At 57.1% G+C, this 22,021-nt stretch carries 24 protein-coding genes; 11 read left to right on the forward strand and 13 right to left on the reverse strand.

Annotation, left to right across the window (positions count from 1 at the left end; all coding sequences use genetic code 11):
• Nucleotides 1-63: 63 nt before the first annotated feature.
• From AC2FIO_RS08685 to AC2FIO_RS08695, 3 genes are read left to right on the forward strand one after another with little or no spacing between them, the layout of a single operon-like run.
• Nucleotides 64-492 carry a VOC family protein gene (locus tag AC2FIO_RS08685; protein ID WP_496696959.1) on the forward strand — a complete coding sequence of 143 codons (429 nt, stop codon included), beginning with the start codon at nucleotides 64-66 and terminating at the stop codon, nucleotides 490-492.
• Nucleotides 489-1,193: a DUF1194 domain-containing protein gene (locus AC2FIO_RS08690; protein WP_496696960.1), complete on the forward strand. Its 705-nt coding sequence runs from the start codon at nucleotides 489-491 to the stop codon at nucleotides 1,191-1,193. Before AC2FIO_RS08685 ends, AC2FIO_RS08690 begins: the two co-directional genes overlap by 4 nt.
• Nucleotides 1,190-1,912: a DUF1194 domain-containing protein gene (locus tag AC2FIO_RS08695; RefSeq protein WP_496696962.1), complete on the forward strand. Its 723-nt coding sequence runs from the start codon at nucleotides 1,190-1,192 to the stop codon at nucleotides 1,910-1,912. The genes AC2FIO_RS08690 and AC2FIO_RS08695 overlap by 4 nt, the downstream gene beginning before the upstream one ends.
• Here the strand turns inward: AC2FIO_RS08695 and AC2FIO_RS08700 are convergent, their stop codons facing one another.
• The 3 genes from AC2FIO_RS08700 to AC2FIO_RS08710 form a co-directional block, all read right to left on the reverse strand.
• Nucleotides 1,913-2,410 carry a MarR family winged helix-turn-helix transcriptional regulator gene (locus AC2FIO_RS08700; protein WP_186437453.1) on the reverse strand — a complete coding sequence of 166 codons (498 nt, stop codon included), beginning with the start codon at nucleotides 2,408-2,410 and terminating at the stop codon, nucleotides 1,913-1,915. It lies immediately after the preceding gene.
• 78 nt (nucleotides 2,411-2,488) lie between these two features.
• The gene (locus tag AC2FIO_RS08705; RefSeq protein ID WP_496696965.1) at nucleotides 2,489-2,746 is read right to left on the reverse strand and encodes a succinate dehydrogenase assembly factor 2; all 258 of its coding nucleotides are present in this window, start codon (nucleotides 2,744-2,746) and stop codon (nucleotides 2,489-2,491) included.
• Entirely contained in the window at nucleotides 2,743-3,135 is a 393-nt protein-coding gene (locus AC2FIO_RS08710; protein WP_058274142.1) for a helix-turn-helix domain-containing protein, read from the reverse strand. The genes AC2FIO_RS08705 and AC2FIO_RS08710 overlap by 4 nt, the downstream gene beginning before the upstream one ends.
• A gap of 91 nt (nucleotides 3,136-3,226) precedes the next feature.
• Between AC2FIO_RS08710 and AC2FIO_RS08715 the strand changes: the two genes are divergently transcribed.
• The gene (locus tag AC2FIO_RS08715; protein ID WP_496696967.1) at nucleotides 3,227-4,429 is read left to right on the forward strand and encodes a pyridoxal phosphate-dependent aminotransferase; all 1,203 of its coding nucleotides are present in this window, start codon (nucleotides 3,227-3,229) and stop codon (nucleotides 4,427-4,429) included.
• A 10-nt stretch (nucleotides 4,430-4,439) separates the two neighbouring features.
• The gene (locus tag AC2FIO_RS08720; RefSeq protein WP_496696969.1) at nucleotides 4,440-4,841 is read left to right on the forward strand and encodes a hypothetical protein; all 402 of its coding nucleotides are present in this window, start codon (nucleotides 4,440-4,442) and stop codon (nucleotides 4,839-4,841) included.
• 21 nt (nucleotides 4,842-4,862) lie between these two features.
• Here the strand turns inward: AC2FIO_RS08720 and AC2FIO_RS08725 are convergent, their stop codons facing one another.
• Both AC2FIO_RS08725 and ppk2 read right to left on the reverse strand, forming a co-directional pair.
• Entirely contained in the window at nucleotides 4,863-6,227 is a 1,365-nt protein-coding gene (locus AC2FIO_RS08725) for an MATE family efflux transporter (protein WP_058274145.1), read from the reverse strand.
• A gap of 105 nt (nucleotides 6,228-6,332) precedes the next feature.
• The gene (gene ppk2, locus AC2FIO_RS08730; RefSeq protein WP_496696971.1) at nucleotides 6,333-7,256 is read right to left on the reverse strand and encodes a polyphosphate kinase 2; all 924 of its coding nucleotides are present in this window, start codon (nucleotides 7,254-7,256) and stop codon (nucleotides 6,333-6,335) included.
• A 126-nt stretch (nucleotides 7,257-7,382) separates the two neighbouring features.
• Between ppk2 and AC2FIO_RS08735 the strand changes: the two genes are divergently transcribed.
• Entirely contained in the window at nucleotides 7,383-8,258 is an 876-nt protein-coding gene (locus AC2FIO_RS08735; RefSeq protein WP_496696973.1) for an alpha/beta fold hydrolase, read from the forward strand.
• Between the two features lie 6 nt (nucleotides 8,259-8,264).
• Here AC2FIO_RS08735 and AC2FIO_RS08740 read toward each other — a convergent pair whose 3' ends face one another.
• The gene (locus AC2FIO_RS08740; RefSeq protein ID WP_496696975.1) at nucleotides 8,265-8,873 is read right to left on the reverse strand and encodes a carboxymuconolactone decarboxylase family protein; all 609 of its coding nucleotides are present in this window, start codon (nucleotides 8,871-8,873) and stop codon (nucleotides 8,265-8,267) included.
• A gap of 190 nt (nucleotides 8,874-9,063) precedes the next feature.
• On the opposite strand from AC2FIO_RS08740, the gene AC2FIO_RS08745 reads away from it, so the two are divergent.
• From AC2FIO_RS08745 to AC2FIO_RS08765, 5 genes are all read left to right on the forward strand, one after another.
• A complete protein-coding gene (locus tag AC2FIO_RS08745; RefSeq protein ID WP_496696977.1) occupies nucleotides 9,064-9,618 on the forward strand; it encodes an NYN domain-containing protein in 555 nt (184 codons plus the stop codon).
• A 159-nt stretch (nucleotides 9,619-9,777) separates the two neighbouring features.
• On the forward strand, nucleotides 9,778-11,736 hold the full coding sequence (gene parE, locus AC2FIO_RS08750; RefSeq protein ID WP_496696979.1) for a DNA topoisomerase IV subunit B: 1,959 nt from the start codon (nucleotides 9,778-9,780) through the stop codon (nucleotides 11,734-11,736).
• An 8-nt stretch (nucleotides 11,737-11,744) separates the two neighbouring features.
• Nucleotides 11,745-11,963 (forward strand): MrcB family domain-containing protein, encoded by a 219-nt coding sequence (locus tag AC2FIO_RS08755; RefSeq protein WP_496696981.1) that lies wholly within the window; start codon nucleotides 11,745-11,747, stop codon nucleotides 11,961-11,963.
• A 38-nt stretch (nucleotides 11,964-12,001) separates the two neighbouring features.
• Entirely contained in the window at nucleotides 12,002-12,706 is a 705-nt protein-coding gene (locus AC2FIO_RS08760) for an MrcB family domain-containing protein (RefSeq protein ID WP_496697105.1), read from the forward strand.
• Between the two features lie 253 nt (nucleotides 12,707-12,959).
• A complete protein-coding gene (locus AC2FIO_RS08765) occupies nucleotides 12,960-13,241 on the forward strand; it encodes a hypothetical protein (RefSeq protein ID WP_145974800.1) in 282 nt (93 codons plus the stop codon).
• A gap of 18 nt (nucleotides 13,242-13,259) precedes the next feature.
• On the opposite strand, the gene AC2FIO_RS08770 is transcribed toward AC2FIO_RS08765, so the two are convergent.
• The 7 genes from AC2FIO_RS08770 to AC2FIO_RS08800 all read right to left on the reverse strand — a co-directional run bounded on the left by AC2FIO_RS08770 (nucleotide 13,260) and on the right by AC2FIO_RS08800 (nucleotide 22,020).
• The gene (locus AC2FIO_RS08770; RefSeq protein WP_496696983.1) at nucleotides 13,260-14,030 is read right to left on the reverse strand and encodes an alpha/beta hydrolase; all 771 of its coding nucleotides are present in this window, start codon (nucleotides 14,028-14,030) and stop codon (nucleotides 13,260-13,262) included.
• Between the two features lie 68 nt (nucleotides 14,031-14,098).
• On the reverse strand, nucleotides 14,099-14,938 hold the full coding sequence (locus AC2FIO_RS08775; RefSeq protein WP_472724100.1) for an EamA family transporter: 840 nt from the start codon (nucleotides 14,936-14,938) through the stop codon (nucleotides 14,099-14,101).
• 74 nt (nucleotides 14,939-15,012) lie between these two features.
• A complete protein-coding gene (locus AC2FIO_RS08780) occupies nucleotides 15,013-16,158 on the reverse strand; it encodes an iron-containing alcohol dehydrogenase (RefSeq protein ID WP_496696984.1) in 1,146 nt (381 codons plus the stop codon).
• A 67-nt stretch (nucleotides 16,159-16,225) separates the two neighbouring features.
• On the reverse strand, nucleotides 16,226-17,608 hold the full coding sequence (locus AC2FIO_RS08785) for an aldehyde dehydrogenase family protein (protein WP_496696986.1): 1,383 nt from the start codon (nucleotides 17,606-17,608) through the stop codon (nucleotides 16,226-16,228).
• 131 nt (nucleotides 17,609-17,739) lie between these two features.
• Nucleotides 17,740-19,101 carry a glutamine synthetase family protein gene (locus AC2FIO_RS08790; RefSeq protein ID WP_496696988.1) on the reverse strand — a complete coding sequence of 454 codons (1,362 nt, stop codon included), beginning with the start codon at nucleotides 19,099-19,101 and terminating at the stop codon, nucleotides 17,740-17,742.
• 50 nt (nucleotides 19,102-19,151) lie between these two features.
• Entirely contained in the window at nucleotides 19,152-20,837 is a 1,686-nt protein-coding gene (locus AC2FIO_RS08795; RefSeq protein WP_496696989.1) for a Na/Pi cotransporter family protein, read from the reverse strand.
• A gap of 148 nt (nucleotides 20,838-20,985) precedes the next feature.
• Nucleotides 20,986-22,020: a TRAP transporter substrate-binding protein gene (locus tag AC2FIO_RS08800; RefSeq protein WP_058274157.1), complete on the reverse strand. Its 1,035-nt coding sequence runs from the start codon at nucleotides 22,018-22,020 to the stop codon at nucleotides 20,986-20,988.
• Nucleotide 22,021: the final 1 nt, after the last annotated feature.

A 22,021-nucleotide genomic window follows, 5' to 3' on the forward strand; every position in this document is an offset into this window, starting at 1 on the left:
CCTCGACACGCTTGGCCCGCGCGCTAAGCTGCAGCCCATCACCTGATTAGAAAGGAAGCCACAATGGGGCTGACATATCTTCACACCATGGTCCGCGTGAAGGATCTGGAGAAGTCGATGGCGTTCTATGAACTGCTGGGCCTGAAGGAAACCCGCCGTTATGACAGCGAAGCGGGCCGATTTTCGCTGATCTTCATGGCCCCCCCGGGACAAGAGGATCGGCCGATCGAGCTGACGCATAACTGGGATGGGGATGACACCCTGCCCAGCGACAGCCGTCATTTCGGGCATCTCGCTTATGGGGTCGACAACATCTATGAGGTTTGCCAGCACCTGAAGGACAACGGCGTCGTGATCAATCGCCCGCCGCGCGATGGTCGTATGGCGTTTGTGCGGTCTCCGGACAATATCTCGGTCGAACTGCTGCAAAACGGCGAAGCGCTGGCACCAGCTGAACCCTGGGCCAGCATGGAAAGCACCGGCACCTGGTGATCCGCTGGCTGATAGCACTGGGTCTGGCCGTTCTGGCCAGCCCCCTTCGGGCCGAGAGCTGCCGGCTTGCACTGGCACTCGCTATGGATATCTCGACTTCCGTGGACGAGAACGAAGACGTTTTGCAACGGCAGGGTCTTGCGGCTGCATTGATCGCACCAGAAGTGGTCGAGGCGTTTTTTTCCTCGCCCGCACCGGTAGCGCTGGCCGTGTATGAGTGGAGCGGACGCACCACACAACGCGTAGTTCTAAACTGGACCATGATCAACACTGAGGCCGATCTGCTGGTCGCAGCCTCAACAGTGCAACAATCTGTTCGTTCGGATAGTGGCTCAGCCACAGCAATGGGCTATGCCTTGGCATTTGGCGCGACTTTGATGCAGCAAGCGCCGCCCTGCCTGTTCCAAACTATCGATCTGTCAGGGGATGGTTCAAACAATGACGGCTATGGACCGGACTCTGCATACCGGCACTTTCCCTTTCAAAACGTCGTGGTCAACGGGTTGGTAATCAACGCTGCAGACTTTGAAGGAGAGCTGTTCCTCATCCCGTTCTTCGAGAACAACGTTCTGCACGGCCCCGGTGCGTTTCTGGAAATCGCGCAAGGGTTCGAAGATTTTGAGCGCGCGATGCGTCGCAAGCTGGAACGAGAATTGAAAGGGTTGCAGATCGGTGCTTTGCAGGAGGGTGCACATCAATGATCCGCCTCCTGGCCACGATACTTGTCATGTTCGCCAGCGCCGCCGCGTCGGAATGCAGGCAAGCACTGGCGTTGGGGCTGGACGTGTCCGGTTCGGTCGACAGCGCCGAGTATAGGATGCAAACCGGCGGTCTGGCTGCGGCCTTGCAACGCCCTGAAGTTGTTCAACTGATCCTGTCCGACATCGGCGCGCCTGTGCGATTGGCGATCTACGAATGGAGCGAGCCCCGCCATCAACGCATGTTGGTAAACTGGACTGAGATCCGCACGGCACAAGATCTTGCACGGATCAGCGACCAATTGAAGACCGTCGCGCGGGGTAACGCACCACAGGGCACGGCTGTTGGGTCGGCAATGCGGTTCGGAGCCAATCTACTGTCGCAGCAACCGAATTGCTGGAAACGCACATTGGATCTGTCAGGGGACGGTAAGCACAATCTGGGCCCTCATCCACGCAGCGTGAAAGCCGAACTGGAAAACACCGGCATCACGATCAACGGGCTCGTGATCGGAGCAGACGATCCCAGTCATGGCGACAAACGCTATGTCCAGGTCGGTGAGCTTTCCGCCTATTACAACACATGGGTTATTCTGGGGCCCGGAGCCTTCGTCGAAGTCGCTTTGGGCTTTGAGGCCTATGAGGACGCGATGACCCGAAAACTGATACGCGAGCTGGAGGGGCTAACCCTGTCCGACGCCACAGATTCCCTGCGCCCCTGATCAATAGATGTACCGGATTTGGTCCGTCCAATACCGCTCGACCCGACGCAGGGATGTGGTGATGTCGTCGATGCCTTCCAGCCCCAACACGCCGCGATTTTGCAGCCCCTCAGCGTGGCGCAAAAACAACTCGGATACGACATCGCGTATTTCACGACCGCGTGGGGTCAATCGAACCCTTACGGAACGGCGGTCGATCTCGCATCTTTGATGGTGCATGTACCCCATTTCGACCAGTTTCTTCAGGTTGTAGCTGACGTTGCTGCCCTGATAATACCCACGACTTTTCAGTTCACCCGCGGTGACTTCATGGTCGCCGATATTGAACAAAAGCAATGCCTGCACGGCGTTGATCTCCAATACGCCGACACGCTCAAACTCATCCTTGATGACGTCCAATAGCAACCGGTGCAGCCGTTCCACCAAGGCAAGTGCCTCAAGATAGCTGGTCATGAACCCTTTGGTTCCCGGCGCGGAGACCTGCATTTCCATACTCATCCGATCCTCCGATTCAGTCGCGCTGTTTCAGGCAGGATGAATGGAAATCCCGAAAAATCGGTTAAGCCGGGTTTTCTTTTATTTTTGAAAGGTCTGCGCGATGTCCGATATCAATGCAGAATAGGTTTCGGGCGGCTGCACTTGCCCTGTGACCCACTGATAAAGATCCTGGTCGTTTTCGTGCAGCAACGCATCATAGTTATCCATATCCGACGGCTCCATGGCCGTCAGATTTCGGTCAGCATAGGCCGACAGGATCAGATCCATTTCCTTGATCCCACGCCGCATGGATCGCATCTTCAGCCGCTTTATTCGAACGTCCCGTGGTTCGTTCACCGACCCTGCTCCAGCATCAGACGCACCCTTTTCTCCAGCTTCGCGGCCCGCTCGGCGCTGGCGCGCATTTCACCGCGAATGGAACGCAGCTCAGCCACGACATCCGCAAGCTCGGGTGCGCCCTCTTCCGCTTCGACAGGGGCATCCATGCCTTCGCCTTCACCGGTCAGCAACCACATGATCGACACGTTGACCATGCCTGCCATCATGGAAAGACGGTTCGCGCGCGGCTCGGACAGATCATTTTCCCAGGCTGCAATTGTTGTCTTTTTCACGCCAAGCCTGCGGGCCATCTGGGCTTGGGTCATACCAGCCGCTTCGCGTGCCCCTGCCAGCCTGTCCCCGAATGTCGCAGAGTCCGGTCCGTACCAGTCATTCTCGTCGTTCATCGGGCTCTCCAATTCCATTATTCATATCGCTTGATCGTCATTCGAGCGCACCCTATGACAGTCAAGCTGAACATACAAATCGAGGCCGACCATGAGTTTCCTTTCTGCGACACTGTCACGCGTGAAGCCATCGCCCACCATTGCGATAACCGCTAAAGCGGCCGAATTGAAAGCTGCAGGGCGCGATGTCATCGGCCTAAGCGCGGGCGAGCCCGATTTCGACACTCCGCAGAACATCAAGGACGCAGCAGTAGCGGCCATCGCAGCCGGGAAGACCAAATATACTGCGCCTGACGGCATCCCAGAATTGAAACAAGCGGCGTGCGCCAAGATGAAGCGTGACCACGGCTTGGATTACACGCCCGCGCAGATTTCGGTCGGCACCGGCGGCAAGCAAACCTTGTACAATGCCCTGATGGCCACGATGAACGAGGGCGATGAGGTTGTGATCCCTGCACCCTATTGGGTTAGCTATCCCGACATGGTGCTTTTGGCCGGAGGCACTCCGGTAATCGCGGAAACTTCGATCCAGACCAACTTCAAACTGACTGCAGATCAGCTTGAGGCTGCGATCACGCCGAAGACCAAGTGGCTTATCTTCAACTCACCGTCGAACCCCACCGGTGCAGGCTACAGCCGTGAAGAGCTGAAAGAACTAACCGACGTCCTGATGCGCCATCCGCATGTTTGGGTCATGTCCGACGACATGTATGAACATCTGGCGTATGACGGGTTCGAATTCTGCACACCGGCGGAAGTTGAACCCCGCTTGTATGACCGGACGCTGACCTGTAACGGTGTCTCCAAGGCCTACGCCATGACTGGCTGGCGCATTGGTTACGCGGCAGGACCGGTCGAGGTCATCGCCGCCATGCGCAAGATCCAATCGCAATCGACCTCGAACCCCTGCTCAGTCAGCCAATGGGCGGCCGTTGAGGCACTGAACGGGACGCAGTCCTTTTTGGCCCCCAACAACGAAACGTTCAAACGCCGCCGCGATCTGGTCGTTAGCATGCTGAACGAAATCGACGGCATCAGCTGCCCAACCCCTGAGGGCGCGTTTTACGTCTATCCATCCATTGCCGGGCTAATTGGCAAAACCACCCCCGCAGGCACTGTGATCGACTCGGATGAGGCGTTTGCCACCGCCTTGCTGGAAGAGGTGGACGTGGCCGTCGTGTTCGGTGCAGCCTTTGGCCTGTCGCCGAACTTTCGGGTCAGCTATGCGACCTCGGACGAGGCGCTGACCGAAGCCTGCACCCGCATCCAGCGCTTTTGCGCATCATTGACTTGAGTAAGCGCGAATGACTTCGGAACTGCCCGAATATTATTTCCGCGTTCGCGAAAATGGTGCGGCGGTTTTCAGGATCGACACTGAAAACCGCCAGCGCCGGATCGAGATGGATCAGATCGCAGTCATCAACATCCGCAATGGCGAGGTGAAACCGCAAGGCCAACGCCCGTTGTCCGACACCGACAAGGCCGAGATTGCCCGTTGGATGGAGGCGCGCAAAGCGTTGTTGGCCCAGCGCGACATCGACGACATTCACCGCGCGGTTGATTACCTGAACCTCACTACGCAATGGGCGCAATCCAAGGCGACACCAGAGCAGCTGGAAGACGTAACCGACCGGTTGCTGTTGGCCATGCATGATCTACGCTCTGTCCTGGTGCGAAAAAAGGCAGACCGCTTCAGCAAAGAATGACTCGGAATGACCCGTCGCAGCTTACTCGGCGGGCACACCAACCTCGCGGACCGAGCGCATCCAGAACCGCGCCATCAGCATAACCGCTGCGCAGGCCAGACCCAGAACAAGGCCCAGCCAGACCCCGATTCCGTCCATGCCCAATACGAAGCCAAAGTAATACGACGACGTGATCCCCACGCCCCAGTAGCTGAGCGCGGCCATGACCATCGGGACCTTTGCGTCCTGCAAGCCACGCAGCAGACCCAACGCAATGACCTGTGCCCCGTCCACCAATTGGAACAACGCCGCCATGGCCAGCAGGCCTGTACCGATCATCAGGATTTCCGGACGCTGCGGGTCATCCGGTTCCATGAACAGGGAAATCAAAGGCTCGGCATAGGCAAGGAACAGGATGACAGTCAGGACCGAGATCACCAAAGACATCCCCGTCACCGCAATCGCGCCGCGTTCCAGATGTGGCCTATCTTTCCGGCCCAACGCGTTCCCTGCCCGGATCGTCGCAGCGTTTGACAACCCCAGATGCACCATGAACGTCGCGGATGCCAAATTCAGTGCAATGCCATGTGCCGCCAGCGGAACCTGACCCAGCCAACCCATCATGATCGCTGACATTGCGAACAGGCTGACCTCGGACAGGGTCGTCAGGCCAATCGGCACGCCAAGGCGGAGAACGCTTAGAAACATCTCCCAATCCGGGCGCCAGAACCTTTGGAACAGGCTATGTTCGGGCAAAACGCGCATGGCGTAGATCACCACGCAGACCAACGATACGATCTGAGTGACAACCGACGCGATGGCGGCACCCATCACACCCAGCTCAGGGGCTCCCCAATTGCCGAAGATCAGGGCATAGTTGGTAATCGCATTGACCACTGCCGCGGCCACGGTGATCCACAAAACGATCTGGGTGCGCTCCAACGCGGCCAGATAAGATTTCAGCACCATCACCAAAAGCGCCGGAATTAGGCCCCACCCAGCAACCCTAAGGTACTGGGACGCGGTTTCAGCGACTTGCGGGTCCTGTTTCAACGCAAGGAAAATAGGGTAAGACCACCACAGCATTGGCATCATGACGGCCGCATAGATCAACGACAACCACAACCCCATGCGCGTTGTACGGCGAATACTTGTTTCGTCTTCTTCAGCCGCAGCCGTCGCCACCATCGGCATGACGGCCAAACCGAATCCGGCCCCAAACAGGAACAACACAAAGAAATAGCTGCTGGCCAGGGTCACGGCGGCCAGTGCCTCGACACCGTACCAACCCAGCATGACCGTATCCGTCAGCCCAATAGCAAATTGGGCCAAGTGCCCGCCGATCAGCGGCAGGCCCAGCACAGAAATGGCCCGGAAGTGGCCGCCATATGTCATCACCTTACTCATCCGAACAGCCTTATGCCCGGCCCGAGGCCGGGACAAGAGGCGAACGACGAAATTTCACCTTGAGACTACACCCGCAGGTTCAAATGTTACCTGAGAGGACTCCTGTCACACGGTTTCAGGATGCAGTGAATTGCCCAGAATATGTTCCGAGTGCTGGATCACGTGATGCGCCTGGCCGACGATCAAAGGATCGGGGCTGTCGACGATTTCATGGTTCTTGTCCGGATAGTCCAGCGTAGAGAGGAAGTGGCGCATGCAATTCAGGCGCGCGCGCTTTTTGTCGTTCGATTTCACGATGGTCCACGGGGCGTCGGCGGTATCGGTATAAAAGAACATCGCCTCCTTGGCCTCGGTATAATCGTCCCATTTATCAAGGCTGGCCTTGTCGATTGGTGACAGTTTCCACTGTTTCAGAGGATCGGTTTCGCGGCTTTTGAACCGGCGTTGCTGTTCAGGTTGCGTGACCGAAAACCAGTATTTGTAGAGCTGGATGCCCGAGCGCACCAGCATCCGCTCCAGCTCGGGCGTTTGACGCATGAACTCTAGATATTCGTTGGGTGAGCAAAATCCCATCACCCGTTCAACCCCGGCGCGGTTGTACCAGGACCGGTCGTAGAAAACCATTTCGCCGACCGTGGGCAGTTCCTGAACATAGCGCTGATAGTACCACTGTCCCTTCTCTTCCCAGGTGGGTTTATTCAGCGCAACGACACGCGCTTGGCGTGGGTTCAGGTGCTCCATAAAGCGCTTGATCGTTCCACCTTTGCCTGCGGCATCCCTGCCCTCGAACAGCAGGACAAACCGCTGGCCGGTTTCCTGTGCCCAATGTTGTACTTTTAGCAATTCTGCCTGCAGTTGCGCCTTCTCCGCCTCATAAGCTTTACGCGCCATCTTGCGATCGTAAGGATATTTGCCGCTTTCAAAGGCTTGACGAATTTTCTCGGGGCTAGGCTCGGTCGGTGAGGTTTTGGCTATCGCCGACAGGTTGGCAGGGTCTTGCACATTCTCGATCTGCGTCACTACTTCCATTCAGGTTCTCCTTGTCTCACTGTCCGGGAAAACGCCTAGCAGTCGGATGAAAAACACGCTTTGATTGGTGTCAAACTTTTACATCTTTCTGGGCGTGTGCTTCAGGTACAACACAGGGCTTCGGCTATGGAAAACAAGTTCATTGATCTTAACGGCCAGAGGTTCCTTCTGCGCAGCTGGGGGGACCCCGACCTTCCGCCCTTGTTGATGCTTCACGGGTTTCCCGAATATAGCGGCGCGTGGCAGGACCTGGCCCCGCATCTGTCTTCCCACTTCTATTGCATCGCCCCCGATCAACGCGGTTACGGGAAAAGCTGGGCGCCAGAGGGCGTCGGCCATTATGCCCTGTCGCGACTGGTCTCGGACATGGTGACGCTGATCGAGGGGCTCGCCCGTCCGGTTTGTGTTCTTGGCCACGATTGGGGAGCGTCTGTGGCCTATGGTTTGGCCATGTTCCGCCCGGATCTGGTGGACCGATTGATCATCGCCAACGGCGTGCACCCAGTGCCCTTCCAACGGGCCATGGCCGCAGGAGGGGCGCAATCCGAGGCTTCGCAATACATCAATGCACTGCGCGCACCAGACGCGGAAGAGCGTTTGTCGGCGGACAATTTTGCCAAGCTTGAACAGTTTTTTCGTTTCGGGATGGGAACAGACTGGCTGACGGACCAGCAAATGCAGGTCTATCGTACAGAATGGGCCCGGCCCGGGCGGCTGGAGACTATGCTGAACTGGTACCGCGCGTCACCGCTGGTGGTTGCGAAACCCGGCGCACCGCGCACGGATCTGCCAGAGCTGCCGAAGGACCGGTTGATGGTTCGCTGCCCCCACCTGTTGCTGTGGGGGCGTGAAGACAAGGCGTTGCTACCAGAATCGACTGAGGGGTTGGAAGACTACGCACCCGATCTGGCGCGCATCGACATTCCGAACGCTGATCACTGGCTGCATCACCAACAACCCAAAGCGGTGGCGCAGGCAATCCTTGGTTGGATGGCGCGCTAAATCCGTTTACCGGTGCCCCCAATCCGCCGGGTCATCCGAGTTGTTGGGCGACAGGCCCAATATATCACCATCTGTGGAACACCCCAGCCCCAAAACGGTCCGGTTCGCATAAGAGAAATACGCGCAGACCTGATTGATTTCGAGGATCTCACCGTCGTCCCAGCCGGCCTTACGCAGGGCTTCCACGTCTTGCTGTTTCAACTCCGCCGGGGCCTCGGTCAGTTTGCGCGCGTAACGCATGGCCTCAATCTGAGCCGCAACCAACGGGGCCTCCTCTGGTGTGCCAGCCTCAATCGCCGCGCGAATTGCCTGGCTACGCTCCGGATCGCCCAACAAACGCTGCAGACCGCTGTAGTGGTGCTCAACACAATAGCTGCATTTGTTCAGCGCGCTGACCCACACGCCCAACACCTCAAGAAACCACTTCGGGATCGTGTTGGCGGAATGGTGAAGCACGTTCTTGTACATGGCCATGTGACCTTCCATCGAATGTGGCCGCAAAGAATGCACCATCATGATGTTGTCGACATTGTTGCCGGGGCCAGTAACACGGTCGTAAAGTTTCCTGAGTTTTCCTGTTGCTTCATCAAAAGGGATGGTTCTGATCCAGCTCATCTCTTTGCCTCCCGTATCCATTTGCTTTTGCAGCCAAACCTAAACAGAATGCAGAAACAATGCGAGGCCTTGGAGGTCACGTTTACATGGAACATTTCACGTGACCGCAATGAGAACGCTCTGGGCATCCTCCACCGCCACCTGATAAAGAACTGCCGACACCCCGTTTCACTATATTGTTTTTCCAGCGATGCGCCTTCCTCTGTTCTTGTTTGTCCTGTCAATCTGCGGCCTGTTCGCGGCACTGTCCCGCCCTGCTTTTTCTGATTGGGCAATGGTCGCAGGGCTTTGCACCGTTGCAAGCGCGATATTGCTGCTTGGAAAATGGTTGCGCAGATCGAAAGCGCCGGAGAACTGGGCCGTGGTTGATGGATCAAACATTTTGCACTGGCGAGAGGGCATTCCGGACATTGCCACCGTGCGAGAAGTTGTCGATGCTTTGACCGCCTCCGGCCTGACGCCCGGCGTCGTGTTCGATGCAAATGTTGGCTACAAAATCTCGGATCGCTACATGAATGACAAAGCCCTTGCCTCACTGCTTGGGTTGCCCGTTGACCGCGTTATGGTCGCACCCAAGGGAACGCCAGCCGACCCGCTTGTTCTACAGGTCGCTCGCGACCTAAGTGCTACCATTGTCACAAACGACCGTTTTCGCGACTGGGTTGACGATTATCCGGATGTACTGCAGGCCAAAGAGCTTGTGCAGGGTGGCTATCGGAATGGGACTCTCTGGCTGGCGTTGTGACCGTGGTTCCAGCCTTGTCAAACATGTAGCGTTTCAACCTCAGCTCCCAATCACGGCGCACCACAGCCGACAAACCGCACACAACACTTCGCGCGCCCCTTCCCCCGGACCACATCCCCTGCCATAATGGGACCAAACCCAAAAACAAGAGCAGCACCCATGCCCGACGATCTGTTGACGCCAGAAGCGACCAATACTTATGACGCCTCCTCGATCGAGGTGCTTGAAGGTCTGGAACCGGTCCGCAAGCGCCCCGGTATGTATATCGGCGGCACGGATGAGCGTGCGCTGCACCATATGGTGGCCGAAATCCTGGACAACTCGATGGACGAAGCGGTCGCAGGCCACGCCAACCGGATTGAGGTCGAGCTGCACGCAGATTACGCCCTGACAGTGCGAGACAACGGGCGCGGTATCCCGATTGATCCGCATCCCAAATTCCCGGACAAATCGGCGCTTGAAGTCATTCTTTGCACTCTACATGCGGGCGGCAAATTCTCGGGGAAGGCCTATCAGACCTCGGGCGGTCTGCACGGTGTGGGTGCATCCGTGGTCAACGCCTTGTCGGATTCGATGGTCGTGCAGGTGGCGCGTGACAAGACGCTGTTCGAACAGCGCTTTTCACGCGGGGTCCCTCTGGGCCCCGTCGAAAAGGTTGGCGCGGCCCCCAATCGACGTGGCACCACCGTGACATTCCACGCGGACGAAGAAATCTTCGGCCATCACAAGTTCAAACCCGCACGGTTGTTCAAATCCATCCGCTCCAAAGCCTACCTGTTCTCGGGCGTCGAAATTCGCTGGAAATCCCATATCGACGATGGCGAAACGCCGACCGAGGCCAGCTTCCACTTTCCCGGCGGTCTATCGGACTACCTGAAGGAAACGATGAACGGCTCGTCCACCTATGCCGAGCAGCCTTTTGCCGGCACTGTGGACTTTCGGGAAAAATTCGGTGCAGCAGGCAAGGTCGAATGGGCGATCAACTGGACGCCCTCGCGTGACGGGTTCATCCAGTCCTACTGTAACACCGTCCCCACCCCCGAAGGCGGCACTCATGTCGCCGGGTTCTGGGCTGCAGTCCTGAAAGGGATCAAGGCTTATGGCGAACTGATCAACAACAAGAAGGCCGCTCAAATCACCCGCGACGACCTGATCACAGGTGGCTGCGCGTTGGTGTCCTGCTTTATCAGTGAACCGGAGTTCGTCGGCCAGACCAAAGACCGCCTCGCCACGGTCGAAGCACAGCGGTTAGTAGAGAATTCGGTCCGCGACCATTTCGATAACTGGCTGGCCGCGGACACGAAATCCGCCGGTGCTATTCTCGATTTCCTCATTCTGAGGTCCGAAGAACGTCTGCGCCGACGCGCCGAGAAAGAAACACAACGTAAGTCCGCCACTAAAAAACTTCGTCTTCCCGGCAAGTTGGTGGACTGTTCTAGTTCAACACGCGACGGAACGGAATTATTCATCGTCGAAGGAGATTCTGCCGGCGGTTCTGCAAAAATGGGCCGAAACCGCAAAACGCAAGCCCTGCTGCCCCTGCGCGGCAAGATCCTGAACGTGCTGGGCGCGGCCAGTTCCAAGCTGGGCACCAATGCCGAGATCAACGACCTGACGCAGGCGCTGGGTGTCGGTCTTGGCACCAAGTTCAACGTCGACGATCTGCGCTATGACAAGATCATCATCATGACTGACGCGGACGTAGACGGGGCGCATATCGCGGCGCTGCTGATGACGTTCTTCTTTACCCAGATGCGCCCGATGATCGACACGGGCCACCTGTACCTGGCCTGCCCGCCCCTGTATCGCCTGACCCAAGGCGCCAAGCGGGTTTATTGCCTGGACGAGGCCGAGCGGGATGAGTGGCTTGAGAAAGGTCTGGGCGGCAAAGGCAAGATCGACGTTTCCCGCTTCAAGGGTCTGGGCGAGATGGACGCCAAGGACTTGAAAGAGACCACGATGGACCCCGCGTCCCGGAAATTGATCCGGGTCACCATCGACGAGGATGAACCCGGCGAGACCGGCGATCTGGTCGAGCGCCTGATGGGCAAAAAACCCGAACTGCGGTTCCAATACATTCAGGAGAACGCGCGGTTTGTGGAAGAGTTGGATGTTTAGGAGAAGAAATGCTTCACCAAATGCTCGCCAGAATGGCGAGAGAGTTCGTTTTTGAACGAGCTAAACCATTTGCCGGTAGCGATTTTGGGAAATTTGTTCGACACGACGTATCACTAGAAGCTAAGAAACACTTAATTTTTCTACCTTACGAGTTAAAGGTGAAATCTAGCGTTGGCGCAGGCAACTGGGCGGCTGTACCTTGGTTGGCATTTTTTGACCCTTTGTAACTGAAAGCGCCACGAAAGGTTTTTACGTAGTTTTCCTGATCAATGCACAAACAGAAGAAATTGTGCTGTCGATGAATCAAGGTACAACGGAAGTATACAAAGAGTTTGGCGAGCGCAAAGGTCGTCAAGTACTTCGCCGAAGAGCAAATGACTTGGCGGAAAGGGTGCCAGAGTTTACCAAGCTGTTCGCTGTAGAACCAATCGTTTTGGGTTCTTCAGAGTCCCTACCACTTGGTTACGAATCCGGCCACTCGTTTGGCCGCACATATTCAGCGGCTCAGATTGACTCCGATCAGTTCTATCATGATCTAGAAAGAATGCTCTCGGCCTACAATGCACTTGTAGATCGCGGTGGTATCACTCCCACAGACACTATGATGGAAGAAGCTGGAACATCCGATATAACAGAGACCCGCAAGTACTTTCTTTCGCGTCGCATAGAACGAACGCCGAATATCAGAAAGACGGTCCTTCAAGCGAGGGGTGTGGTTTGCGAAGCGTGCGGTATGGACCCTAGATTGCACTTTGGATTCGATGGTCCGTTAAAGAACACCCCTATAGACGTTCATCACACGAAACCGATTAGCGGCTTGGCTGAAGGTGAAAGCCGTAGATATAGAATACCAGATGATTTCTTGGTTCTTTGCCCGACGTGTCATCGAATGATCCACAAGCAATCGAATGCTTCCGACATTGATAGGCTCAGAAACTCAATTCGATTTGAGTACACGATAAAGAAGTAAGTACATTTGGTCTTATCACTGACTAACAGCTTTAGGTTTCTTGCCCCGGATTTGCCCCGCTTACATGGGGCGTTTTTTGCTGAACACAGATTAAGTCTTGAACATCCCCAATGTCGCCCCCTCAAACTCCCCCTTGCCTAACCCGTTGATCCCGTTCACACTTGCGCGCAATTGTCATCAAAGAACAAATTTTTGAGGATCCGAGCGTCCAAGACCCAATTTGAACGAACAAATTTTCGAACGGGAGGACAATATGAAGACACTAACCCTCGGGCTGGCCTTTGCCTTGCTGGCCAGTCAGGCAAGCGCGCAGCAGTCGCTGATCGGCGCATCGCCTATTCCGGTCGGGGCAGAGTTACGGTTCTGCTATTACAATGGCCTCGCTTATTCGGTGGACGCCTATGTTGTGATCTCTGGCAACAACACCGTGACCGAAACGTCCAGTACGCGCGAAGAACACCTTCTGCGTTGTATCAAAGGCGGCGACGGTGCCATGAAGTGGAAACCAGAGAGCGGTATTCAGGTCAATCGCTGAACTGAAAGGTCGGGCCTTCTAGCCCACCTTCCCCTCCAGCCAGCCCGCTATCTGGCCGGCGGGATGCTCCCAGCCGGGCTCCATGAACAGGAAATGCGCGTGGTTTTTCACGGGCATAAACATCGCGCGATCCCCGTACAGATTGACCAGAGCACGGCAGGTGTTTGGGTTGACGGCGCGATCCTCGGTTCCCGACACGATCAGCACCGGGCAATCAACCTTGTCGATATCGACCTTCATCGCGTGGTGATCGTCGAACATCCAAAAGAACATCTCGAACATCACCCGCCCGCTTTCGGCCCCCAGCTGGTCGAACACCTCATGCTGCTGCGCCTCGGGTATCTTGTTCAACGCAAAAGGGGCCATCAGGTCGAACTCGACCCGCATGGGCTGTTTCCAGAACGCCCCACCCTCCATCAGCGCGCGCGGGATGGCGCGTTCATCGTCGGTTTCGGGCAAGGTGCCCCACGGCGCGTTCGGGTTGATCAGGACAATGGCACTGGCCAACCCGCGCGCGGCCACTTGCTGCGCCACAACGCCCGCGATGGCATGGCCGAGGATGACAGGCTTGCTGTCCAAGCCCTGTACGAACTCGGCAATATCATTGGTATAATCCGCGACACTGGTATCCGTAAGTCCGGGGTCAGGTTCGGCCTTGGGGTCCCCACCATGAAAGCGCAGCGCAGGGGTGTGCACCGTCCAACCGCGCGCGCGGAAGAAACCCGCGTAGTCCGCCATACACCAAGGTCCGGCAAAGGCCCCGTGGATCAGAACAATCTCTTTGGTCATCAAAACGCCCTCTCGTCACTTGCCCCCACTATGCGAGACGACAGGCGCGCGCGGCAAGACCGCCGGCGTCAGACAGACATACCAATCAGGGCTACGCCAACGGCCATCAGTAGGGCTGCACCAAGGCGACGCATCCAGTTGCCTTCATGCAGGAAGATAAACCCGATCAACGCAGCGAAGATCACCGAAGTCTCGCGCAGTGCTGAAACCGCACCCAGTGGTGCGAAATTCTTGGCGTAAAGCACCAGACCATAGGCCGTCATCGACACCAGCCCGCCCAGGATGCCGATCATCCAGACCTTGGCGGGAAGGCTGGCCAGTGTGTCCCGCTTTTTGATGCCAACGAACCCGGCGATGAACAGGTGCAGAAACGCGCCCCAGGCCCAATAGCTGAGCGTATTGCCCGACAACCGCACGCCAATGCCGTCCACAACTGAATAGATCGAGATGCAAAACCCCGTACCCAGTGCAAACCACAGCGCCCAGCGCCCGACGCCGGACCGCAAGGCACTCCAACTGCTGAGCTGAATACCAAGCGCGATCAGTGCAATCCCGCCCCATGCCTGCAATGGCAGCACCTCGCCCACCAAGATCATCGCCCAGAGCGAGACCAGCGCAGGCACGATACCACGGGCGATCGGGTAGACGACGCTCAGATCCCCATGCTGATAGGCTTTGCCTAGCATGTAGTAGTACCCAAAATGCACGACGGTCGAGATCAGGATATAGGGAAAGCTCTCAACGCTGGGCAGAGGCAGCAGCAGGATCATCGCTGTCGCAGGGATGACATGCCCAAATGCGACAAGGCCCAAAGTGGTCGTTCGGTCGGCGGCTGTTTTGACGATGGCGTTCCACACCGCATGCAGCAACGCAGCCGTCAAAATGATGGCGATGACAAACAGAGTCACGTCCGAACCTTTCGCGCAGAGAGAACCGGCCCAAGATACGGGCCGGTTTCGTTACTTGCACAGAGCAAGACCGATCACAATGCAGCCTTGAACAGAGCGGTCAGATTGTCCTCTGTCAATTCGATTGGGTTACCACCACAAGACGGATCGATGATCGCGCCTTGCACCAGTTCCGGGATTGCAGCTTCGGTAACACCCAGTTCGGACAGCCTAGTTGGGATACCCAGCGAGTTGTTGAACGACTGGACAAAACCGCGGACGCCATCAAAGCCGCCATCAATTCCCAGATAGGCTGCCGCCGACTGAAACCGATCAGCAATAGCTGGCGCATTGAACTCCAGCACTGTCGGCATGCAAACCGCGTTGGTGGTGCCGTGGTGAGTGTTGAAAACCGCGCCAATCGGGTGGCTCATGGCGTGGATCGCGCCCAGACCTTTCTGAAAGGCGGTCGCCCCCATGGCTGCCGCGCTCATCATCTGTGCGCGGGCCTCAATATCCGTGCCATCTGCATAGGCGCGTGGCAGATACTCCTTGACCAGCCGCATACCTTCCAACGCAATGCCGTGGCTCATCGGATGATAATGCGGGCTGGAATACGCCTCGACACAATGCGCAAATGCATCCAGACCTGTGCCCGCCGTGATGAACTTGGGCATGCCAACTGTCAGCTCGGGGTCGCAGATCACCACTGTCGGCAGAACCTTGGGATGGAATATGATCTTTTTCGCGTGGGTTTCGGAATTCGTGATGACACTGGCGCGCCCGACCTCGGACCCGGTCCCGGCTGTGGTCGGCACAGCGATAATCGGCGCGATGACATCAGCATCGGCGCGAGTCCACCAATCGCCGATATCCTCGAAATCCCAAACCGGGCGCGTCTGCCCTGCCATAAAGGCAACCATCTTGCCCAGATCCAACCCGGAACCGCCGCCAAAAGCGATCACACCATCATGGCCGCCCGCATTGTAGGCCGCGACCCCTGCCTCAAGATTTTTTTCGTTCGGGTTCGGATCCACGTCGCTGAATAGCCCGCGCCCCAGCCCTGCGGCCTCCATGATATCCAGCGTTGCCGCGGTGATCAGCAGATCGGCCAACCCTTTGTCGGTGACCAACAACGGCCTTTTCATACCAGCGGCAGCACATGCCTCGGGCAGTTCCTTGATGCGGCCTGCGCCGAATTTGATAGCGGTCGGATACGACCAGTTTCCAACAAGTGACATGTCAGGTTTCCTTTGTGATTTGAGACCTGCCCGGCCGAGGGGGTCAGTACCGGGCAGGCCGGTGCCCTTAGCCCGTGACCTTTTTCAGGTGGTAGGATTTAGGACGTGTCAGGTTGTGATAGCCAATGACGGACAAACCGCCGCCGCGTCCAGTATTCTTGCAGCCAGTCCAACAAAGACCCGGATCCAGATAATCGGCGCGGTTCATGAACACGGTTCCGGTTTCGATCGCATCGCCCACGCGTTCGGCCCGGTCTACATCGCGGGTCCACAGGCTGGCGGTCAGACCAAATTCACTGTCATTCATCAAGGCGATGGCTTCGTCGTCCGAGGACACTTTCATAATGCCGACCACAGGGCCGAAACTCTCGTCCTGCATCACCCGCATGTCATGGGTGACGCTGGTCAGGATCTGCGGTGTCAGATAGGCTCCACCATCGTCCTCGGGGAACGTGTCGATATGAGCCACCGCCCCGGCCCCAACGGCCTCAGCAATCTGCGCGCGCACCTCTTTGGCAAAGCGTACATTGGCCATCGGACCAATCGTTGTATCGCTGTCCAGAGGATTGCCCAGCTTATAGCCTTTCACTACATCGACTGCCTTGGCGACGAAGTCGTCATAAAGGCTTTCGTGAACGTAAATCCGCTCAATCCCACAACAGCACTGGCCCGAGTTGAACATGGCACCGTCGATCAGCGTTTCGACCGCTGCATCCAGATCAGCGTCATCCATGACATAGCCCGGATCCTTACCACCCAGCTCGGTGCCAACACCGGTGAATGTCCCAGCAGCCGCGCGCTCCATCGCTTGGCCACCACCTACTGACCCGGTGAAGTTCACAAAGTCGAACGCATTGCCTGCGATCAGGTCATTGGTCATGTCATGGCTCAGGAAGACATTCTGAAATACATCTTCGGGTATACCCACAGAATGAAACGCTTGCGCCATGCGCTCGCCCACCAGCAGCGTCTGCGTGGCATGTTTCAGGATCACAGTGTTCCCCGCGATCAGCGCCGGGGCCACAGTGTTGATTGCGGTCATGTAGGGATAGTTCCAGGGCGCCACTACAAAGACCACGCCATGCGGAATGCGCTTGACATAGCGTTTGAAGGTTTCATCCTCGCCCACTGCGATATCAGCCAGAGACGCCTCGGCAATCTGAGCCATATGGCTCGCACGCTCGTTAAAGCCGCCAAACTCACCGCCATAACGTACCGGACGCCCCATCATATGCGCCAACTCGGGCACAATCTCATCGTTCATCGCCCCAACCGCAGCCGCGCCTGCCATGACAAGATCAATACGTTCCTGCAACGGCCGCGCCGCCCATTCTGCCTGTGCCGCCCGCGATCGCGCTGCCGCTTCAAACGCTGCATCCCGTGATAGCACTTCACGTTCAGCAAAAACCGATCCATCAATCGGCGAGACACATTTCAACATCTGCCCCATATCCACTCCAATTCCGAAAGAAACAGGATCCCTGCTTCATCTGGCCACAAACATCCTTTGGGTGCTGCCATTGGTGCGCCATTGGTTCGAGCGCCAATGGCGGCGGGCAAAGCCCCCAGCCGGACCCAATCTCAAGCCCGCTCAAACCCCCGGGCAATTTCCCAATCCGTCACAACCCGCTCGAATTCCTCGATCTCGACTTCCGCCGCGCGGGTATAGTGATCGACCACCTCTTCGCCCATGGCAGCCCTCAGCATCGACGACCCGTGCAACGCATCCCGTGCTGCGCGCAGATTGCCGGGGATCATGCCGGTGTCACCCTGATAGACATCACCGGTGGTGGGCGATTGCAGTTCCAAGCCTTCTTCAATACCGGCGATCCCGGCGGCCAACATGCCAGCCATCGCCAGATACGGGTTCATATCTGATCCCGGAATACGACACTCAACCCGCACGGCTTTCGTCCCATCGCCGCACAGACGGAAGCCAGCCGTACGGTTGTCTACCGACCAGATAATCCGTGTCGGCGCAAAGGTACCCTTCATGAACCGCTTGTAGCTGTTGATGTAGGGGGCCATGAAATAGGTATAGTCACCGGCGTATTTCAACAAACCAGCCATATAGCTTTTCATCAGCGCCGACATACCCAACGCGTCATCCGCATCATAAAACGCTGGCTTGCCATCCGCCCAAAGCGACTGATGCACGTGGGACGAGCTGCCCACCTTGTCATGGTGCCACTTCGGCAGGAATGTCGCCGCGTGACCGTGTTGCCAGGCGATCTCTTTCACCGCGTTCTTGGCGATCGAGTGGTATTCGGCCGTGTCCATCGCCGGTGCATATTTGATGTTCAGCTCTTCCTGCCCGGTCTCGGCCTCGCCTTTCGAGTTCTCAACCGGAATCCCCGCATTCCACAGATGGTTGCGGATCGGGCGCATCACATGCTCTTCCTTGGTGGTCTGAAGGATGTGATAATCTTCGTTATAGCCCGAGATCGGCTCCAGATCGCGGAACCCTTCCTTGCGGATCTGGTCAAAGCTCTTCTCAAAGAGGAAAAACTCCAGCTCGGTGGCGCACATCGCGTCATAGCCCATGGCCTTCAGCCGGTTGACCTGCTTCTTCAAAATAGACCGAGGCGCGTGTGGAACCTCTTCATCGGTGTGGTGATCCAGCACATCGCACATCACCATCGCCGTGCCTTCCAGCCACGGCACTGGGCGCAGCGTGCTCAGGTCCGGCTTCATGACATAATCGCCATAACCCCGCTCCCAACTGGTCGAGGCATAGCCGTCGGGTGTCGCCATCTCCAGATCTGTGGCCAGCAGGTAGTTGCAGCAATGTGTCTCTTCCCATGCGCCCGCCACGAAATGGCCTGCGTGAAACCGCTTACCCATCAGGCGGCCCTGCATGTCCACCATGCAGACCAGCACCGTGTCGACCTCGCCCGCCTCGAATTTGGCTTTCAGATCAGCCAAAATCGCATCATTGCCCATCATTGGTATCCTTTGTCACTTACAGAGACCTCGGTTTCGATTACCTGCCGTCAGTCATCGTTGGCTTCTTTTTCCATTTCCATCACCAGGCGCGTTTCCAGAACCTGACCGCTTTTGTAGAGGATCGGATAGGCGATGGCGGCGATGTGCCCATGCAGATCACGCATGGACCGCAGCGTTTCCAGGTGCAGATCGGAGGACTGGAAACTCTCAGTCTGACCGCGCTCCAACCGTTTGAGGTGCGCCTTGCGGCTATTGCGGGACATCCGCTTGACCTCGGCCTTGTCCAACACCAGCCGTCGGGCACAATCCATGTCGTCCACCAACAGCACGTGACGCGCCAGCGAGAAGCTTTCCAGAATGGCCGCGTGCAAATCTTTCAGCTCTTTCCAGCCCTGCGCTGAGAACTCCGAACGTTCGGTGTGTTTGATCTGCGCCGTCCGGGTCATCCGGTTGGAGACGACATCGCCCGCAGCTTCAAGACGGATGGCATATTCGACCAACCCTCGTGCGGCTTTGATCTGCCCTTTGCTCATATTCTGCCGCGGCATGCGCGCGACGAAACGGCGGATCTCGGTCAGTTGCGTATTCACCCGCTCGTCCTGCTGCCAAAGCGCTGAAATCGCGTCACTGTCATCCTGTTCGTAGATATCCAAAACGGGCCGGAACATACGCTCGACTTGCGTGATCATCTGCAACAGCTCGTGACGCACCGAGGACATCGCAACGCTGGCCCTTTCGCCGCTGGGGTCACCCAGCGGTGTCAGCGCATCCGAGAACTGATCCAGCGCATTGGCCTCGGCTTTGGGCTCCGCCATCAGAACGGACATCGGCTGTTCCAACTGGTTCACGAAGCCTGTGGCCAGCAGGAATACAGCCAAATTGAATCCGATATGTGCAAAAATCAGAGACTGCGCCGGGCTCGTCACCAATAGCGCCTCGTGCAACCCGCCAACATTCACGACGATCAGCATTACCAGCGCCGCGCTTCCCCGCAATAAGAGGTTGGCCAGAGGAATACGCCGGGCTGAGACGGTCATATCGCGCGTCAGCCACATTGGAATAAAGGCCGAACCCAGATTTGCTCCCAGCACCAGCGACAACCCGGCGGCAAAGGGAATTGCACCGATCTGAACCAAGGCCACGCACATCAGGATCGTCGCGACCGAGCTGTGCATGACAAAGGCCAGCACCGCACCAACGATAAAGGCGCTGAAATAATCGGTCTCAAGATACCCCGCGATTGCGGGTAAAAACGCGCTTTCGCGGATCGGCTCAACTGCTTCGCGCAGAAACTGAAGCGAAATCAGGATGAAGGCGACGCCCAGAACGATCCGCCCCATAAGCCGGACATTCGACCGTTCGGATTTCAGGTACAGCCAACCGCCCAACGCCAACAATGCAGGTTGAAGCCAGCCCAGATCATAGGACAGAACCTGAATGACTAAAGCGGCGCCCAAATCCGCGCCCAGAACACCCGCCAGCGCCATTCCAAACGTCACCATCCCCGCCGCAGCGAAACCGGTCAGCAAAACCGTAACGGCGGCCGAGCTTTGCAGGATCGTGGCCAGAACCATGCCAGCCCCCCCTGCAACAAAGCTGTTGGAGTGGCGTGTCAGGATCGACTGGAACAGCGCACCAAAGCGCCGTTCGATACCGGTACGAACCAAGCGTACGGCGAATAGCAGCAACATGGTTGCGGCAAAAATCTCAATCAAAAAGCTCGCGATAGCCATATGTTCACACCTCGTCTGACCGGTGCGCACAAATGTGCTTCCGGTTTTGTTTTTCTATTCTTGGAACAGACGAGAGCATAAATGATGTCGCTTATTGATGTCCAATCCCGACGCACGGGGTGCCCCACGCGTCGGGAAGAAGGGTTTCTTAGGTGTAACGATAGGGCCGACCAGCCTTTAGCATCTCGGCGTTGTAACGCTTGAAGATGTCGACAACTTTCGCTTTGGTCTCGGACTCGGCTGCCACTTCGTCCCAGAACTTCACGGCGGCTTCCTCAACGGTTACCCATTCTTCGTCCGGGATAGAAGTCAATTGCATCTTGGTGCCGTTGACGCGCAGGTTGGCCTCACCACCCCAATACCACCACTGACGGTAGTAATGTGACTGATCACAGCAAACCTTGAACAGGGTCTGCAGATCTTCGGGTAGTTCGTTCCAGCGGTCCATATTGGCAAAGAAGTGACCCGCCCAGGCACCCGACACGTTGTTGGTCAGGAAATAGTTGGTCACATCGGCCCAGCCGACGGTGTAGTCTTCGGTGATGCCCGACCAAGCGATACCGTCCAGTTCGCCCGTCTGAACCGCAACCTCGATGTCTTCCCACGGCAGGGTTACCGGCACGACGCCGAACTGAGACAGGAAGCGCCCCGCCGTCGGGAAGGTGAAGATGCGTTTGCCCTTCATATCCGCCAGCGAGTTGATCGGGTCCTTGGTCGCAAAGTGGCAAGGGTCCCATGCTCCGGCGCTGATGTGCTTGACGCCGACCTTGGAGTATTCCTCGTCCCAGATCTCGTTCAGGCCCCACTGGTTGAACAGCACAGGCACGTCCAGAGAATAGCGCGAAGCGAACGGGAAATAGCCACCGAACACAGTTACTTCGGTAGGCGATGCCATCGAGTCGTCGTCCGACTGTACCGCGTCGATTGTGCCTTTCTGCATCGCGCGGAACAACTCTCCTGTGGGAACCAGCTGATCAGCATAGAACAGCTCGATCTGCATCCGGTCACCGGCGATTTGGTTGAACATCTTGATCGCAGGATCAATCACGTGCTCGGCCAGCGCAGGACCTGCATAGGTCTGCATCCGCCATGTGATCGTGTTCTGCGCCAAGGCAGGCGTCGCCAGCGGTGCGGCAGCAACGCCAACCCCAGCGGTTTTCAGAAACTTACGTCTTGTCGTCATG

Source organism: Ruegeria sp. CDSB086, from assembly GCF_059611065.1.